Consider the following 15,041-nt stretch of genomic DNA (forward strand, 5'->3'; position numbering starts at 1 on the left):
GCGTCACGTCCGCGCCCCACCATGCATCCCACCCCACGACTGAAATCAACATGACGCGTTCGACCTTCGCCGTTGCTATGACGGCCCTTGTGTGCTTTTCCGGATTCGATTCGCCGTCCCTTACGGCCCAGGACCAACCGGTTGTCCAGCGAGCGGTCGAGCCCGCTGAACCAGGACTGTTGATCGATGACGTGGATCCCGACAATCCGGCAATCGCGAAGCAAAAGGTTGAAATTCCCAAGGAAATTACCAAGTGGGAAGACGACATTGCAAAGCTGGAAAAGTTGGACGCCCAGTCGTCTGATCCGCCCGGTGCCATCTTGTTTATCGGCAGCAGCAGCGTCCGACGCTGGACCACGATTGACGAAGACATGGCACCGTACCTGCCCATTCGTCGTGGCTATGGCGGCGCTAGATACCGGGACTTGGCCCATTTCGCCACACGATTGATCCGTCCGCATGATTACCGCGCCATTGTCATGTTTGTCGCCAACGACGTGTCGGGCGGGGACAACGATGCGACGGTGGATCAAATCGAAGGTTGGGTGGATTCCATTCTGGACGTTGCACAACAGCATTCGCCGGGCAAGCCCGTGTTCATTATCGAAATCACTCCGACGCCCAAGCGATGGTCGGTGTACGCAAAGATTCGGCAAGTCAATGATCGCTTGCGCGAAATCTGTTTGACGCGACCGGACACGTATTTCATTGAAACCGCCGAACATTACTTGGATCGCCACAACCAGCCCGTGATGCGTTTCTTTGATGACGATCGCTTGCACCTGAGCGACGAGGGGTATGATCTGTGGAGCAAACTGATTAGACGAAAGCTGGACGACGTGTTCCGTGATTTGGCGTTGAACGATCAGGAGGCCGCGGACTTGTCGGCACAGCACACTGGTTCATGATTTCATTGCAATCAGTTTTCGAAACGGACAGCCCGGTCGTTCTGGTGACCGGTAGTGGTTCGCCCCGTGTCGGGCGTGGGATCGCATCGTGGTTTGCCGACTGCGGTTGTCACATCGCGATCCACGCGAACCAAAGTGTCGCGCAGGCGGCGGAAGCTGCTGAAGACTTGAGCGATAAACACGGGATCGAGACGGCCGTCGTCCAAGGGTCACTGGAAGACGACACGACACCACGCCAAATGGTTGACGCCGTGGTTTCGCGTTGGGGGCGCATCGACGTCTTGATCAATAGCGCGGCGATTTGGTCACCAACAAAGTTGGAAGATGTGACGCCCGCCGAAGTCCGTCGGTACTTTCAGGTCAACAGTGTCGGTACCTTCGAAACCGCCCGAGTCGCGGGGCTGCAGATGGCGGCACAGACCGCCGGCGGCGCGATCATCAACATCGGCGACTGGGCAACGTGTCGGCCGTATTTGGACCACGCGGCCTACTTTCCCAGCAAAGGGGCGATCGAGACGATGACACGCTCGCTGGCGGTCGAATTTGGACGTCGAAATGCACGCGTTCGAGTCAACGCGATTCTTCCCGGTCCCGTTTTGCTGGCCGACGATGTGTCCGATCAGGTTCGTCAATCTCTGGTCGACAGCACGCTGGTCGGACGGGTCGGAACGCCGGACGATGTCGCCCACGCGGCGATGATGTTGTGTCAAAACACTTTCATCACCGGCGTCTGTCTGTCGGTCGACGGTGGCAAGACGGTGTTTGCCAACGACGGGCTGCAGACCGGCTACAACACCGGTTGATACGTGCCGACGGCCAAGTCCCGGAACAGTGTGTCTGGATCATCCGCGGTCGTCGCAACCATGCCCAGGCCCGGATGACAACCGACTTCGATGCGACCAAACATTGGCCTGCCCAAGGCATCCGCACCGGACAGGGTCGCCGCGCGAAGAATATCCTCCGGTGCAATGTCTTGTCGGTGGTTTAGCAAGAATCGGACTTCGGACCAGAGGTCCAAGTCTGGGTTGCTGGCACGTGAATCGGTTCCCAGCGCGATGCGAATTCCTTTTCCGATACAGCGATCCATGGGATGCGGGGCGTACCCAAAATAGTCGTGCGTTCGTGGGCAATACACGATCGACAAATTGGGATGACCGGCGACGGTGTCCAGTTCTTGATCGGTCAGGTCGTTTCCATGGACCAACAACGCACGCGGTGCTTTGGTCAGCCTGTCGATCAGCGATCGATAGTCACCGTCGACGGTCGTATCGGGCCAGGGAAAAACGTCGTCCTGCCAAACCCCCATGCTGCGAAGGGCGTCGGCGAAAGCCCCGCCACCGTTTCGGATCAGTTCTCTTTCGTCCGGTGATTCCGCGACATGCATGGCCACCGGACGCGAAAGCGATGTTGCTTGATCGATCACTTGGCGGATGCAATCACGACGCATGGAGTATGGTGCATGGGGGCTGAGCCCCGCGGTTGCGTCGTGTTCGATGAAGTTACACGCTGCGGCCCAGCGTTCTTCCATTCGCGAAGATGACAGCCCGATGACTTCGGCAAATCGAATGACGGTTGCCGGTGATGTGTCAATCGACGACGGCGGGCCGGAATTCGGATCGGTGGTCTCGGGAGGCGTGCCTAGAGGGTTCGGGGTCACGATGTCGCCGATCAAACGGACGCCGGCGTCAATCGATTCACGTAAACCGGTTTGCACGACGCAGGGTCTTTGGCTGACATCCGCGTCGAAGCGTCGGCGGGTGACCAAAGCGATCCAGGCGGACAAAGGTACGGTGGAACGCCCGTCGGAGCCGATGCCGATGGGTTCGGACAGATCCGAAAACTCCAGATGCGTGTGGGCGTTGACCAGTCCGGGCATCAAGGCGGCATCGCCCAGATCGATCGCACAATGGGGAGGGCGTCCCGACCCGACTTCGATCACCGATCCGTCAACAACGCGGACCCAGCCGTCTTGAAAAGGCGGCCGGCTGATCGGCAGAATCCAGCGTGCCTGATACGTTCGATCGTCGGTCGTTGGAGCCGTGTTCAAGGGAAGGGTCGCCATCAAATGAATTCGTGGATGTCCAGTCCCGACACAAAGGCGTCATTGCCGAGACGATTCTATGCGCGTGCCACCGCGGACGTCGCACGCGGGTTGTTGGGGTGTGGTTACGCGGTGATCCGCGGCGGTCAATGGATCGGCGGGTTGATCGTCGAAACTGAAGCGTATTTAAGCCAACGGGATGCCGCCAGCCACAGTGCGCGTGGCCGAACACCATCCAACGCGGCCATGTTTGGGCCGCCCGGTTCGCTTTACGTTTATCCGATCCACGCGAAGCATTGTTCGAATCTGGTGACCGAGCCACAGGGGATTGGGGCCGCCGTTTTGATTCGTGCGATCGAACCGGTGTGGGGCTGCGAAACGATGCAGACGTTGCGTCGAACCGATGACCCGCGACGACTGACCCGCGGGCCGGCCATGCTGTGTCAGGCCATGATGCTGGACCGACGCGATGACGGCGTCGATGTGGTCCACGACCCAAGCTGGAGAGTCTGGAGCGATGATCGGATCCAAGGAATCATCGAATCTCGTGTGATCGCAACCCGACGCATCGGCATTCGACGATCGGCCGACCGGAAATTGCGATTCATCGTCGACGGAAATCGATTCGTCAGCGGCAAGGCGGGTGACCACAGGCGTCCACCCCGCGAAAGTCTGTTGGAATTGGCGGCGGACCTTTGAGTGCCCGCGGCCAACGCTTGATTTTCGCATGCTGACGGTTTGCAGTGCCCCAGCCAGCCTTTCATTGGCAAATCAATGAAGGGAACGCTCAGGCCGCCATGCGTTGGGGTTGTTCCGCGGCGACTTCTTGGGCCATCACTTCTTCGGCCAAGGCGCGATAGTCCGCCGCACCGTTGCTTTCGCCGCTGTACTGGAAAATCGACTGGCCGAAACTGGGGGCTTCGGCAAGACGGATGTTGCGGCGGATGCGAGTGTCAAAGAACTGGGCGTCTTGGAAGAAACGCCGCGAGCCGGTGTTGGCGGCAAAGAATTCGTCGATGTCCGTGCTGACTTCCGCGGCCAAGCGGGTATTCGAATCGTACATGCACAGCATCACGCCGGTCAGACGCAGTTGTGAATTCAGCCGACGCGAAACCACTTCGATCGTCCGCAACAACTTGCTAAGCCCGTGCAGCGCGAGGAAGTGTGGCTGCAGCGGCAAGAAGACTTCCCCCACAGCGACCAGCGCGTTGACCGTCAACACGCCAAGGCTGGGCGGGCAATCCAGAATGAAGTAATCGTACGGTTCTTCGTCCGCGTCCATTTTGTCACGCAGGATCATTTCCCTTCCGACTTCGCTGGCCAGTTCCAGTTCCGATGCGGCCAAATCCAAGTTGGCCGGCACGATCGAAAGATTGTCCGAAAGGTTGCGACGCGCCTGGTCGATGGAAAGGTCACCGCACAGCACTTCGTACATGCTGGGGTCGCCATCCAGTGTGGTGATGCCCAGGTGCAACGATGCGTGCGCCTGGGGATCCAGGTCAAGGACACAGACGCGGCGTCCGGCTTCGGCCAAAGCGGCGGCCAGGTTCACCGAAGTCGTCGTTTTGCCGACGCCACCCTTTTGATTGATCACGGCGATCGATCGCATGTTGGTCTCCCTGCAGTTTGGAATTGCGAGCGGTACGCTGCCCACTTGAAAGTTCAAGAAGCCCGCCGCCGGGACAGCTGTTGATAGGCTAATAGCACGTCGTACAGGTCCGCGTCGATACGAACCGGGTCGTCCGCGAAATCGTGCAGCCAAGATCGACCGTTTTCCGCGGCCTCCATCAATAGCGGCATCAGGGTTTTGACGGACACCGAAACGGTCTTGGCTTCCGCGGTTCCGCTGACGCGGTCCAGTTCTTTTTCCAGACGTCGTATGTCGGCATCGGACAACAAACGCGGCGGATCGTCGTCGGGGACGTCGATTGGTGCGATGTCGGTTTGCCCAACCGGCGTTTCGCGTTCGTCATGGATCGCGGTCGGTTGGACGGGACGTTCGGTATGGCTGGCGTCGTGACCCAGGGTCGAATCGGGCTTTGGCGGCAAAGCTTCGTCGTCGCCTTGGTACAGACGCAAATCGGGATTCGTCATGGCGTTTATCGGAACTGGTTTCCCGGTCGTTCAAAACTGATGCATCCGGGGGCGCCGGCGATTGCTGCCTTGATGGCACAGTCGTGGCGATCCCCATGCGGCGATCGGTCGTTGCCGCCGGTCGGGACGTGCCCGGGGCGACAACGGTGCGGCGACACCCGTTGGCGTCGCTGCCGCGGAGGCTAGCTACCAAACGGACTTCGATGGTCGCTAGGGCTTCCTGGGTATTTCCCGAAAATGGTTGGTCGGCGGCCGTTTTTCACGCCCGGAATCAATAGTTTTTTTGTCCATCCTGCGGCCCGGTCTAGCCGCCAAACGTCGTTTTTTGCGGGGTTTCCGCACGCCGGCCGGTCGTGATCATTTGCCCCCGCGATCGCTCTTGGCTCGGTTTCACGGATTCGACTAAACTTTTGCCGCAGACCTGCCGACCGGCCTGGTCCCCTGCGCAACGAACAAGCCGCATGATGTGGCTGGTGTACGGCGGGTCATCGGCGGCCGATGGTCGAAAAATTGGGAGGGATACCAATGCCGGGCGAATCATTTCGCTTCATTCACGCCAGCGACTTTCACCTCGAACGTCCTCTGGGCGATTTGGATCAGCTGCCGCCGCATCTGCGGGACGCACTGGCCGACGCACCACGATCGGCTGCTGCCGCGGTCTTTGATGCGGCGACCGCCGACAACATCGACTTTTTGGTGCTGTGTGGTGATCTGGTGAATCCTTCCACCGCCGGCCCGCACGCAATGGCGTTGCTGCTGGACGGTTTTGAAAAGCTGCACGCCAAGAAGACACCGGTCTTTTGGAGCGCCGGGGTGGCCGACGACCCACAACGTTGGCCCGATGCCGCACCGTTGCCGCCCAATGTGACGTTGTTCCCCAAGGATCGCGCCATCGCGGTTCCGGTCCAGCGCAGCGGCCGAACCATCTGCCACGTCATCGGGCGCAGCAGCGACGGACGCAGCACGTTGCATGTCCCTGGCTATCGCATTGATCCCGTCGATGAATTTACGGTTGCCATCGGGCACGGATCCGCGGAGGCCGCGGCCCTGGCCGAAGGCCATTTTGATTACTGGGCGTTGGGTGGGCGACACAACCGACAAGAAATCGAACAAGGGGCCAACGCCGCCGCCGTTCAGTGTGGAACACCACAGGGACGTTGCTTGCAGGAAACCGGACCGCACGGCTATTGCGTCGTCGATGTGGATTCGGACCAAACGACGCGGGTCCACCAAGTGGAATGCGATACGTTTCGATACTGTCACGAACAGATCGATGCATCGGAGGTGATTCAGGTCGGCACGCTGAAGAATCTGTTGGGCGAACGTATTGCCCGCCTGGCCCACGAAAACGGCGGACGTCAGTTGCTGATCGGCTGGGAAATCAACGTCGCCACCGCGGAGCATTTGTCGGCGATCGGCGATCCGGACGAAACGTTGCGTTGGCTGCGTCGCGAATACGGCCACGGAACACCGGCGGCTTGGTCGATTGCATTGACCGTCAATCCGCCCCGGCAGTTCCCCAAGTCTTGGAATGACGAAGACACGATTCTGGGCGACTTTTTGCGTGCCACAGCGAAGCATCGTGAAAACGACAGCCGCGAATTGAATTTGTTGCCGTTCACCGAAGAACATGAAATCGGCCAACCAGGCGGGTTGCCGACGACGACGTCCAGTCTGCTGGCGGAAATCGCTGCATCGGATCGCGGACGGTTGCTGGACCAGGCGACGCTGCTTGGTGTCGATTTGCTCAGAGGCGGGAAGCCCCAGTTGGTGCAAAAATCATGAAGATCAAAGACATCCAGATCGATGGTTTCGGTGTTTGGACCGGCCTTTCGGTCGACTCGATGCCCGAAGGCATGACGCTGTTTTACGGGCCCAACGAAGCCGGCAAGACGACGCTGATGCAGTTCATCCGCGCGATGCTGTACGGCTTCACGCAAGAACGTCGCGAAAAATACTTGCCCCCGATCCATGGCGGCACCCCCGGCGGTGCGCTGCGTGTGACGGGCCCCGGCGGTGGCTATGAGATTCGCCGCACGTCACAGTTGACCGACAACAGCGCGACCGGTCGTCTGACGGTGACCGGCCAAGACGGCTTGTCACAGGGCCAGCATCGTCTGGGCAGTTTGTTGGGACAGATCGACGAGCCCATCTTTACCAACGTGTTTGCCATCGGCATTCGCGAACTTCAGGAACTGAGCACGCTGGACGGAACGGCCGCAGCGGACGAACTGTACAAACTGTCCAGTGGTTTGGATCGCGTGTCGCTGGTCGACGTGCTGCGCGGACTTCGTGCCGGTCGCCAAGACTTGGTCGGGCAATCAGGTGGCGAACAAGAACAGCAACAAAACCGACTGTTCGGCATGCTGAAACGCCGCGAAAACCTTCGCCGCGAAGTCGAACAACTGACGCGGCACAGTCGCCGCTGGACCGAATTGGCCAGCCAACGCCGCGCCCAACAGCATGAGATTGAACAGCTGTCCGAACGCATGGGCAGTTGGGAAAAGGAAGCCAAGTGCGTTGAAACCGCCACCAGCGTTCTGGATACGTGGCAGCAGCGTGACGCATTGCAGGAAGAGATCCGCCAGACCGAACTGCAAACCGAATTGCCCGACGAAGCACCCGGGCAGTTGGTCCAGATCGATGCGATGATGGACGAACGTCGCGCGAAGCTGGAGGAAATCAAAGCCAAGCGACGCGAGGTTCGCGAGAAAGCTGAACAGTTGCCCGTCAGCCGGCGGATGTTGGAACTGCAAGGACGCATCGAAGCGGCCACCGAACAGGCGACGTGGGTCGAAGCACTTGAAGAACAAATCGAACGCCTGGATGCCCAGGTCGACAAGGCGCGGAAACAATTGGAATCCGATGCCGATCGGTTGGGGATCGACGAAGAAGACCGCGCAGCGATCTGTCGTGGTGATCTGCATTGTTTGCCCGACTTGTCCAAGCAAACCTTGACGGCCTTGGCTGAGCCAGCCCGGAACGTTAAGGAAGCGATGTATGCCCTGAAGCAGGCACGCAACGAAGGATTGGCTCATAAGAAAAAGGCCGACCAACTGCGTGAAGACTTGGACGAAGTCTTGCGTCGTGCGAATGCGAACAACTTGCAACAAGCGATCCGTCAACAGAACGATCGCATCAACGTGCTTCGCCAACGCATCCAATTGGGCGAACACCTGGACAAGCTGAAACGGCACTATCGCGATCTGGAACGCGAGTCGGTCGACTTGGCCACCGACGAGGCATTGCCGGTCGATCGGATGCTATTGCTGGGCGTGCCGTTCTTTGCCGGCGGCGCGCTGTTGATGTATGGCTTGTTCCATCTGTTGAACATCCAAACGTTTGTGGCACAGCCGGACCCGACCTACGGGATGCTGTATCTGACGTTGGGCATGATCGCGATGTTGATCTTCTACATGGGACGCGAAAATGGCCGCCGTGCCAATTCGTTGGACCTGGAGGATTGCGAACGTCAGATCGAATCGATTCGTCGCCAAATCCGCGACCTGGAATCGGAAGCCAACGATGTCGATGCGTCGCTGCCGAGCAACGCCGAAAACTTGCAACAACGATTGCGTGATGCCGAATCTTTGGCCGCCGATCTGGACGCGGCCCTGCCGACCTACCACAGCCAAGCCGCCGCCGACCAAGCGTACAAGTCGGCGCGTTCGCGTGCATCCAAGGCTGCGGATGATTTGAAGGCGTCTCGCCGCGCATGGGCATCTACCTTGGAACGCCTGGGATTAAGCGAATCGATGTCGCCGCAAAGCGTTCGAAAGCTTGGCGATGGCTACGAAACACTGCAGGCCAGCATCCGCCGCGTGGATGAGCTGAAGGCCGAACGTGAACAACGTCAACGTGAAATGCAAACGTTGGCAAAACGCATCGAAGACCTGTACCTGGAAGCATTGGAAGTCCAACGCGAATCGGTCGATGAAGATGCGTTGATGTATGAGGATGACGAAGACGACAAGGCCCAACAGCAACGCATCGTCGCCCGGCCTCGCACCGGCCCGTTGGACCAGTTGAACCACTTGCAAGAAGAACTGTCGCGTCAGCGGCACTGGATCAAGCGTCGTCGAACGTTGAAAGACCAAGACGACCATTACAAGAAACAGCAGGCCGGACACGCTCGGGCAATCGAACGAGGCGAACAACAGCGTCGTGCGTTGTGGGCCAAATGTGGCGTGGCGACTGCCGAGCAGTTCTACGAGTTGGTCGACGCCAAGGCGCGTTTGCGTGAAATGCGAATCCAAATCAAAGAACTGGATCAACAAGTCCGCAAAATCATTGGCACCCATGTCGACTATGACGAAGTGGCCACGGCGATCGACGGCGCGACCGCCCAAGACTTGGACAAGCGTTGGGAATCGTTGACGACGCGGATGACCGAGACGGAAGAACGCGTCGCTTTGCTGCGGACTCAGCAGGGTCAGCTGGCACAAGAAATGAAACAGCTGGGCGAAGACGGCCGCTTGACCGTGGCGCAATTGGAACTGGAATGCCTGGATCGACAGATCGCATCGGCGACACGACGGTGGCAAACGCTGGCGATGGCCAGCAGTTTGTTGGAAGACGTTTGCAGCACGGTTGAACGTGAACGACAACCGGAAACCTTGCGCGAAGCATCATCGTTCTTGAGCCAATTGACCGACGGAAAGTACACGCGTATCTGGACGCCGCTGGGCACCAGCAAGCTGAAGATTGACGATGCCGAAGGCAACTCGTTGCCGCTGGAGGTGCTAAGCCGTGGGACGGGGGAAGCCGTGTTCATCGCATTGCGACTGTCACTCGCCGCCGCCTATTCACGCCGCGGCGTGATGTTGCCGTTGGTCTTGGACGACGTCCTGGTGAACTTTGACCGGGAACGCGCCGTCAGTGCCGCCCGCACGTTGAAGACGTTCGCGGAACTGGGCCACCAAGTAATGATGTTTACTTGTCACGACCACATCGTTGAAATCTTTCACGACATCGACGTGCAGGTCCGGCAATTGCCCACGCAAGGCGAACCCGGTCGGGCGGAAGTCTTGCCGCCGCCGGTTTACGAAGAAGAACCGGTGGAATACGAGGAAGAAGAGATCACCGTCGCCGAGCCCGTGGTGGAATTGGAAGAAGAGCAGCCGGAGGTGGTCACGCCGCGAATTCAGTTCATCCAAAAGTCACTGAAGAAGCCTCAAACCAAAACGGTGGTTGTCGAAAAGCCTGTGCCGGTTCCCGTCGAACCGAAGGTGATTGTCCAACCGGCACCGCCGAAGCCCGAGCCCAAACCAGAACCGGCAAAGCCGCGTCCGTTACCCCAGCCGAAACCCGAACCCCGGCCCGAACCTGAGCCGGTGTACGAATACATCGAGGAAGTGGAGTACCTGGACGATGAACCAGAGTCCAGTTCCCTGGATTGGGCATGGTTCCAACGTGAACCCGCCGACGGTCGGATCGACGATGACGAAGCCGTGGCAGAAATCGCACGCAGCGAATGGGTGGGCGACGAATCATTGGCCGCCATGAATACCAATCGGCACGCCCGTCGTGACGTCGGTCAACCGGCACATCCCGGTGATGCACCGGGAGACGACGGATCGTGGTGGGACGGCGCCCGAGCGGCAAGCTGATCCGCGGAACAAACGATCGGCGGAAGTAGCAACCGGCGGACACTGCCGGTTTAGATTCCCGCGTCGGGTTCGGCTTCCAGCGATTGGCGGACTTCGGCGTTGGCCGTCCAGTAGAAAACGGTCCCGATCGCCGCCATGATCACTTTGACCAACTCAAACACCAGCGCGACCAAGGTCCCCTTGGCTTCGGTGGGTGTGGCCGGGACGATCGTGTAAAGCCATTCCAAAGCCGCTTCGAACACGCCCAATCCCGCCGGCGTCAACGGCAATGCCGAAGCCAACATCCCGATGGGAACGATCACAAAGTGTTCGGTAAAACTGGGCGGTGATGCGTACAAACCGCGAGCGATCAGATAGACACTGATCGCCAACATCGATTGCACGCCCAGGCTCATCACCACCGAGGCCCCAAACGCAAGCCGATGGTGATGAAACATTCGCAACGGTGGTCCGACGCGGGCGATGACTGGACCGACGATCGGCCAATTGCTGGCCCACCGCACCAGCGAATCGACGCCGCGACCGCCCAGGATCAGCACCATCAGCACTGCGGTGCCAGTCGCAATCAGCGCCGCGGTGACGATTTTGATGTTCGTCAGATCGGCGTCACCGCTGGGGTTGGTGGTCAGCAATGCGGCGGCGACCAACAGCAACAGCCCGTACAGCCCGACGCCGCGATCGACCAACACCGACGCGACCGCTTCGACGCGTTTGCCGGGACGACGCCGCGCAAGGAAGATCGCTTTGAACAGATCGCCGCCGACGCTGCCGGCGGAAACGAAGCTAAGCAGGAAGCAAATCGCCCCCAACCGGAAAGCTTCCAGCATTGTCAGGTTGATGCCTTGGGCACGGACCAGCAGGCACCAGCGGGCGAACGATAGCGACATCGCTCCGAGTGCGACCGCCAGGGCGGCAGCCAACAGCAGGAAATTTTTCGGCTGGTCGCGGATTTCGGCCCAATCTTCGGGCTTCACGCGATAGATCAGCAAATAGGCGATGATCGCCGCGGGAATCAGGAACTTGGCCCCCGTCATCAGCCCCGCGGTGATCAACGATCGACCGGCCGCGGGGCCATGTTGCTCGCCCGACGTTTCTTCGTCGGCGGGATCCCCGGGCGGTCGTGGGGTGGGGGCGTCGGCCCGGGATTCGGGGCTGGCCTGTGCGTCCGGATTGTCCCGGGCGGTCGGTTCGATGGGGTCCAAGGCGTTCATCCGTCGAAGAATAGTTGGGTCACGGGAATCTGCCGAGGTGTCCCCCAGGTCAATCTTGCCAAATCGGCGTCCAGTTCCTATCCTGCGGGGCCACTGGGTTCCACGGCCTGATTCCGACCGCAACGTCGGCTTGCCCCGCACCGTCAGGCAGCCCCCCTTCGAACGCGTGTTTGTGTTCGTCGGTCCGCGTCGCAACGGACGACGCCGGCCTTTTCCGATCCGGCCTTTGGGCTTGTCGATCGCGGAGGACGGACGATCTGCGAAAGCCGTGGAAATGACCGCTAAAACAGCCGGTTTTACGGCAAAATTCAAGGCAACCGGGTTCGTCAGGGCCTCGGATGCCGACCCAACGTCATTCCGAATCACTGTCCCTATCGAGACCGCCAAATGTCGATCGACCAAAGCCTGAAGGTGAAAGCCGGGGCCATCAAGTCCCGGAACGTTCTGACCCGTGCCGAGCGTGTCGCACGGCTGAAACAACTGGACAAGTTTGACGAGAACGAAGCGATCGTGGGTATGCCCAAGGTTCGCGTCCAAAAGATCTCGCTGAAGAAGAAGAAGAAGGTCAAGAAGGCCGACGACGACAAGTAGGCTGGGGTTGCGTCGTTCGGCCCAATCGCGGTACGCCCTTGTGTACCCTAGGCTGTTCGATTCGACTTCTGACCACTTCTCAAGGCCGGACCCATGCCCGTCGCCGACGACCAAATTTCGGGGCTGCCAACTTCATCGAACGCCAGTGATGCTGCGGCGGCGGATTCTGCGTCCGCCCCTGATGTGTCATCCGGTGGCGGCCAGACTGCTCAGGTGACCAAGGCGTCGTCAGCAACTCCCGGTGATTCGGCCGACACCGATTCCGCGTCGGGCGTTCGTGATCCCCAGCGGCTGCCTTTGCCCGAAGCCACCCAGCCGCTGCAGGTGATGTGGCGGTATGTCATCGTTCTTTCCGCGGTTCATCTGATCGCGATGCTGGCGTTGATCCCCTGGCTTTTCACTTGGTCCGGACTGTTCTTTGCCGTCGCCGGACACTTTGTCTTCGGCATGCTTGGGATCACGATCGGTTACCATCGGTTGCTGACCCACCGCGGATTCACCTGTCCGAAGTGGCTGGAACACGGATTGGCCCTGCTGGGCATCTGTAACTTGCAAGACAGCCCGGCGCGTTGGGTGGCCATCCACCGGATGCATCATCAGCACAGCGATCACCAACCCGATCCACACAGTCCACTGGCCAGTTTCTTGTGGGGCCATGTCGGTTGGGTCGTCTGTCGCCACAAAGACTTGGACACCACGCGGCATTACGAACGCTATGTCCGTGATTTGCTGAAAGATCCGTTCTATCTGCGTTTGGAACGCGGCGACGTTTGGTTTCTGGTGTATGTCGGGCACGCCCTTTTGTTGACTCTGATGGGTGGCGTTTGGGGATTGATCGCCAGTGGCGGATCTTGGGCCGAAGCCGGGCGTTACATGGCCAGTTGGTTCGTGTGGACCGTTGCGGTGCGAACCGTGTTTGTGTTGCACGGAACCTGGGCGGTCAACTCGTTCGCCCACTTCTTTGGCTACCGCAACTATGAAACCCGCGACGACAGTCGCAACAACTGGATGGTGGCCATCTTTACCCACGGCGAAGGCTGGCATAACAACCACCATGCTTCCCCGCGAGCCGCACGGCACGGTCACAAGTGGTACGAATTTGACATGTCGTGGTGGGTCATCCGCACCTGGGAAATGATGGGCTTGGCCAAAGACGTGGTTCGTCCCAAACCCTGAACGCGATTTCCTTGCGACCCGCGAATCAGGTGGTGGCCGGGCCCAGATCGATGGGTTTCTCTTCGGCCATTTCTTCGGTGACCTCGGTCTTATCCCAAAAACTCAGGGCAAAGATCACGGCCACCACACCGGCAAACACCGCTGGCATCAGCCAGAACATCGCGGCACCGGCTTCCCAACCCTCGGCGGTCGTGGCGTCCAACTTCACGACGCTGTCGCCCCAAAACCCCGACACGTAGTTGCCGACCAACATGCCGGCACCATAAGTCAGCAAGCCGACCAAGGCCTGGGCGCTGGTCCGTGTTTCCGGCGGTGCAACGCGGTCGGTGTACAGTTGGCCGGTCACAAAGAAGAAGTCATAGCAGATGCCGTGCAGCATGATGCCCAGGATCAGCATCGCCGAATTCGATGGCATCAGGCCGAACAAGACGTATCGCAACGCCCAAGCGATCATGCCGACCAGCAGCATCTTTTTGACGCCCAGTCGAGCCAAGAACACGGGCACCAACGCCATGAACACAATTTCGCTGACCTGACCCAGCGCCATCACGCCGCCGGTATCGTCGCCAAACGCCATCAGCTTCACGAAGTCGCCGGTTCGTGCGTAATAGAACGCCAGCGGGATGCAGATCAGGAACGAGCACAAAGCAAAAACCGCGTAGGACGGATTCTTCAGCAAACTGATCGCATCGAATCCCAACAGTTTGATGATGTTGACCGGTTTGCCTTTGCCTTCCGGCGGCGACGAAGGCAATGTGAACGCATATATCCCGTAGATCAAACTGGCCGCAGCGGCCAGTTGAAACTGGACCGCCGATCCGCCCGCGTCGTCGACGCCCGGAAGCACCTTCAGCGGAAAGATCCCAAAGAACGATTGGGACACCACCAGGCCGCCGACGATCCAACCAATCGTTCCCCACAATCGGATCTTCGGGAAATCACGTTCCGGCGACGCCACATTCTGAAAGGTCAGTGTGTTGACCACCGCCAGCGTGGGCATGTAGCAGATGAAAAACGCCAACATGGCGACGAAGAACATCGTCGGCGAATCTTCGATCGTGCTGACCCAGTACAGCAAGCCCGCACCGGCCAAGTGCAAAATCGCCAGCACGTGTTCCTTGTTCAGCAGGCGGTCGGCGACGAAGCCCACAATCAGCGGGGCACACAGGGCCGCCCAAGTCTGCGTCGCATAGATGTTGGCGACGATCGAATTCAACGTGCCCTTTTCTTCGTACGCGGCGAACAGCTTGGTCAGATAACCGCCCATCGTGACAAAGAAAACGCCCCATACAAAAAATTGCAGGAACATCATGATGCTTAGTCGGATCGGCTTGGACATGGCAGCGGATTCGTTGGGCAGATCGGAAAACGGAACGACTACGTTGATGCGAACAGCCGATGATTCTGGCAT

Annotated in this window: 12 protein-coding genes; 7 read left to right on the plus strand and 5 right to left on the minus strand. The window is 59.4% G+C overall.

Annotation, left to right across the window (positions count from 1 at the left end):
- Nucleotides 1-50 precede the first annotated feature (50 nt).
- Both Mal65_RS04610 and Mal65_RS04615 read left to right on the plus strand, forming a co-directional pair.
- The gene (locus tag Mal65_RS04610; RefSeq protein WP_165701067.1) at nucleotides 51-908 is read left to right on the plus strand and encodes a GDSL-type esterase/lipase family protein; all 858 of its coding nucleotides are present in this window, start codon (nucleotides 51-53) and stop codon (nucleotides 906-908) included.
- The gene (locus Mal65_RS04615; RefSeq protein ID WP_145294140.1) at nucleotides 905-1,711 is read left to right on the plus strand and encodes an SDR family NAD(P)-dependent oxidoreductase; all 807 of its coding nucleotides are present in this window, start codon (nucleotides 905-907) and stop codon (nucleotides 1,709-1,711) included. Before Mal65_RS04610 ends, Mal65_RS04615 begins: the two co-directional genes overlap by 4 nt.
- Here Mal65_RS04615 and Mal65_RS04620 read toward each other — a convergent pair.
- The gene (locus Mal65_RS04620) at nucleotides 1,696-2,970 is read right to left on the minus strand and encodes an amidohydrolase family protein (RefSeq protein WP_145294142.1); all 1,275 of its coding nucleotides are present in this window, start codon (nucleotides 2,968-2,970) and stop codon (nucleotides 1,696-1,698) included. The genes Mal65_RS04615 and Mal65_RS04620 overlap by 16 nt on opposite strands.
- Before the next feature lie 3 nt (nucleotides 2,971-2,973).
- Between Mal65_RS04620 and Mal65_RS04625 the strand changes: the two genes are divergently transcribed.
- Nucleotides 2,974-3,648 carry a DNA-3-methyladenine glycosylase gene (locus Mal65_RS04625; RefSeq protein ID WP_145294144.1) on the plus strand — a complete coding sequence of 225 codons (675 nt, stop codon included), beginning with the start codon at nucleotides 2,974-2,976 and terminating at the stop codon, nucleotides 3,646-3,648.
- An 88-nt stretch (nucleotides 3,649-3,736) separates the two neighbouring features.
- On the opposite strand, the gene Mal65_RS04630 is transcribed toward Mal65_RS04625, so the two are convergent.
- On the minus strand, nucleotides 3,737-4,558 hold the full coding sequence (locus Mal65_RS04630) for a ParA family protein (RefSeq protein ID WP_145294146.1): 822 nt from the start codon (nucleotides 4,556-4,558) through the stop codon (nucleotides 3,737-3,739).
- Between the two features lie 53 nt (nucleotides 4,559-4,611).
- Complete coding sequence (locus tag Mal65_RS26930; RefSeq protein ID WP_196784565.1) at nucleotides 4,612-5,043, minus strand: hypothetical protein; 432 nt, start codon at nucleotides 5,041-5,043, stop codon at nucleotides 4,612-4,614.
- A gap of 525 nt (nucleotides 5,044-5,568) precedes the next feature.
- Between Mal65_RS26930 and Mal65_RS04640 the strand changes: the two genes are divergently transcribed.
- Nucleotides 5,569-6,828, plus strand: a complete 1,260-nt coding sequence (locus tag Mal65_RS04640) for a metallophosphoesterase family protein (protein WP_145294149.1) — start codon at nucleotides 5,569-5,571, stop codon at nucleotides 6,826-6,828.
- Nucleotides 6,825-10,652 carry an AAA family ATPase gene (locus Mal65_RS04645; RefSeq protein WP_145294151.1) on the plus strand — a complete coding sequence of 1,276 codons (3,828 nt, stop codon included), beginning with the start codon at nucleotides 6,825-6,827 and terminating at the stop codon, nucleotides 10,650-10,652. Before Mal65_RS04640 ends, Mal65_RS04645 begins: the two co-directional genes overlap by 4 nt.
- 50 nt (nucleotides 10,653-10,702) lie before the next feature.
- On the opposite strand, the gene Mal65_RS04650 is transcribed toward Mal65_RS04645, so the two are convergent.
- Complete coding sequence (locus Mal65_RS04650) at nucleotides 10,703-11,863, minus strand: lysylphosphatidylglycerol synthase transmembrane domain-containing protein (protein WP_196784566.1); 1,161 nt, start codon at nucleotides 11,861-11,863, stop codon at nucleotides 10,703-10,705.
- Between the two features lie 387 nt (nucleotides 11,864-12,250).
- On the opposite strand from Mal65_RS04650, the gene Mal65_RS04655 reads away from it, so the two are divergent.
- On the plus strand, nucleotides 12,251-12,454 hold the full coding sequence (locus tag Mal65_RS04655) for a small basic protein (RefSeq protein WP_145294154.1): 204 nt from the start codon (nucleotides 12,251-12,253) through the stop codon (nucleotides 12,452-12,454).
- A 93-nt stretch (nucleotides 12,455-12,547) separates the two neighbouring features.
- A complete protein-coding gene (locus Mal65_RS04660) occupies nucleotides 12,548-13,630 on the plus strand; it encodes an acyl-CoA desaturase (protein ID WP_145294157.1) in 1,083 nt (360 codons plus the stop codon).
- A gap of 25 nt (nucleotides 13,631-13,655) precedes the next feature.
- On the opposite strand, the gene Mal65_RS04665 is transcribed toward Mal65_RS04660, so the two are convergent.
- Complete coding sequence (locus tag Mal65_RS04665) at nucleotides 13,656-14,969, minus strand: MFS transporter (RefSeq protein WP_165701068.1); 1,314 nt, start codon at nucleotides 14,967-14,969, stop codon at nucleotides 13,656-13,658.
- Nucleotides 14,970-15,041 lie beyond the last annotated feature (72 nt).

Source organism: Crateriforma conspicua (genome assembly GCF_007752935.1).
GTDB classification, from domain to species: Bacteria; Planctomycetota; Planctomycetia; order Pirellulales; family Pirellulaceae; genus Crateriforma; species Crateriforma conspicua.

What these genes read in the sequence shown, in the direction of transcription:
- Mal65_RS26930 (WP_196784565.1), bottom strand. Translation starts at nt 5,043, where the DNA reads ATGACGAATCCCGATTTGCGTCTGTACCAAGGCGACGACGAAGCTTTG.
- Mal65_RS04650 (WP_196784566.1), bottom strand. Translation starts at nt 11,863, where the DNA reads ATGAACGCCTTGGACCCCATCGAACCGACCGCCCGGGACAATCCGGAC.
- Mal65_RS04655 (WP_145294154.1), top strand. Translation starts at nt 12,251, where the DNA reads ATGTCGATCGACCAAAGCCTGAAGGTGAAAGCCGGGGCCATCAAGTCC.
- Mal65_RS04620 (WP_145294142.1), bottom strand. Translation starts at nt 2,970, where the DNA reads ATGGCGACCCTTCCCTTGAACACGGCTCCAACGACCGACGATCGAACG.
- Mal65_RS04660 (WP_145294157.1), top strand. Translation starts at nt 12,548, where the DNA reads ATGCCCGTCGCCGACGACCAAATTTCGGGGCTGCCAACTTCATCGAAC.
- Mal65_RS04640 (WP_145294149.1), top strand. Translation starts at nt 5,569, where the DNA reads ATGCCGGGCGAATCATTTCGCTTCATTCACGCCAGCGACTTTCACCTC.
- Mal65_RS04610 (WP_165701067.1), top strand. Translation starts at nt 51, where the DNA reads ATGACGCGTTCGACCTTCGCCGTTGCTATGACGGCCCTTGTGTGCTTT.
- Mal65_RS04630 (WP_145294146.1), bottom strand. Translation starts at nt 4,558, where the DNA reads ATGCGATCGATCGCCGTGATCAATCAAAAGGGTGGCGTCGGCAAAACG.
- Mal65_RS04615 (WP_145294140.1), top strand. Translation starts at nt 905, where the DNA reads ATGATTTCATTGCAATCAGTTTTCGAAACGGACAGCCCGGTCGTTCTG.
- Mal65_RS04665 (WP_165701068.1), bottom strand. Translation starts at nt 14,969, where the DNA reads ATGTCCAAGCCGATCCGACTAAGCATCATGATGTTCCTGCAATTTTTT.
- Mal65_RS04645 (WP_145294151.1), top strand. Translation starts at nt 6,825, where the DNA reads ATGAAGATCAAAGACATCCAGATCGATGGTTTCGGTGTTTGGACCGGC.
- Mal65_RS04625 (WP_145294144.1), top strand. Translation starts at nt 2,974, where the DNA reads ATGAATTCGTGGATGTCCAGTCCCGACACAAAGGCGTCATTGCCGAGA.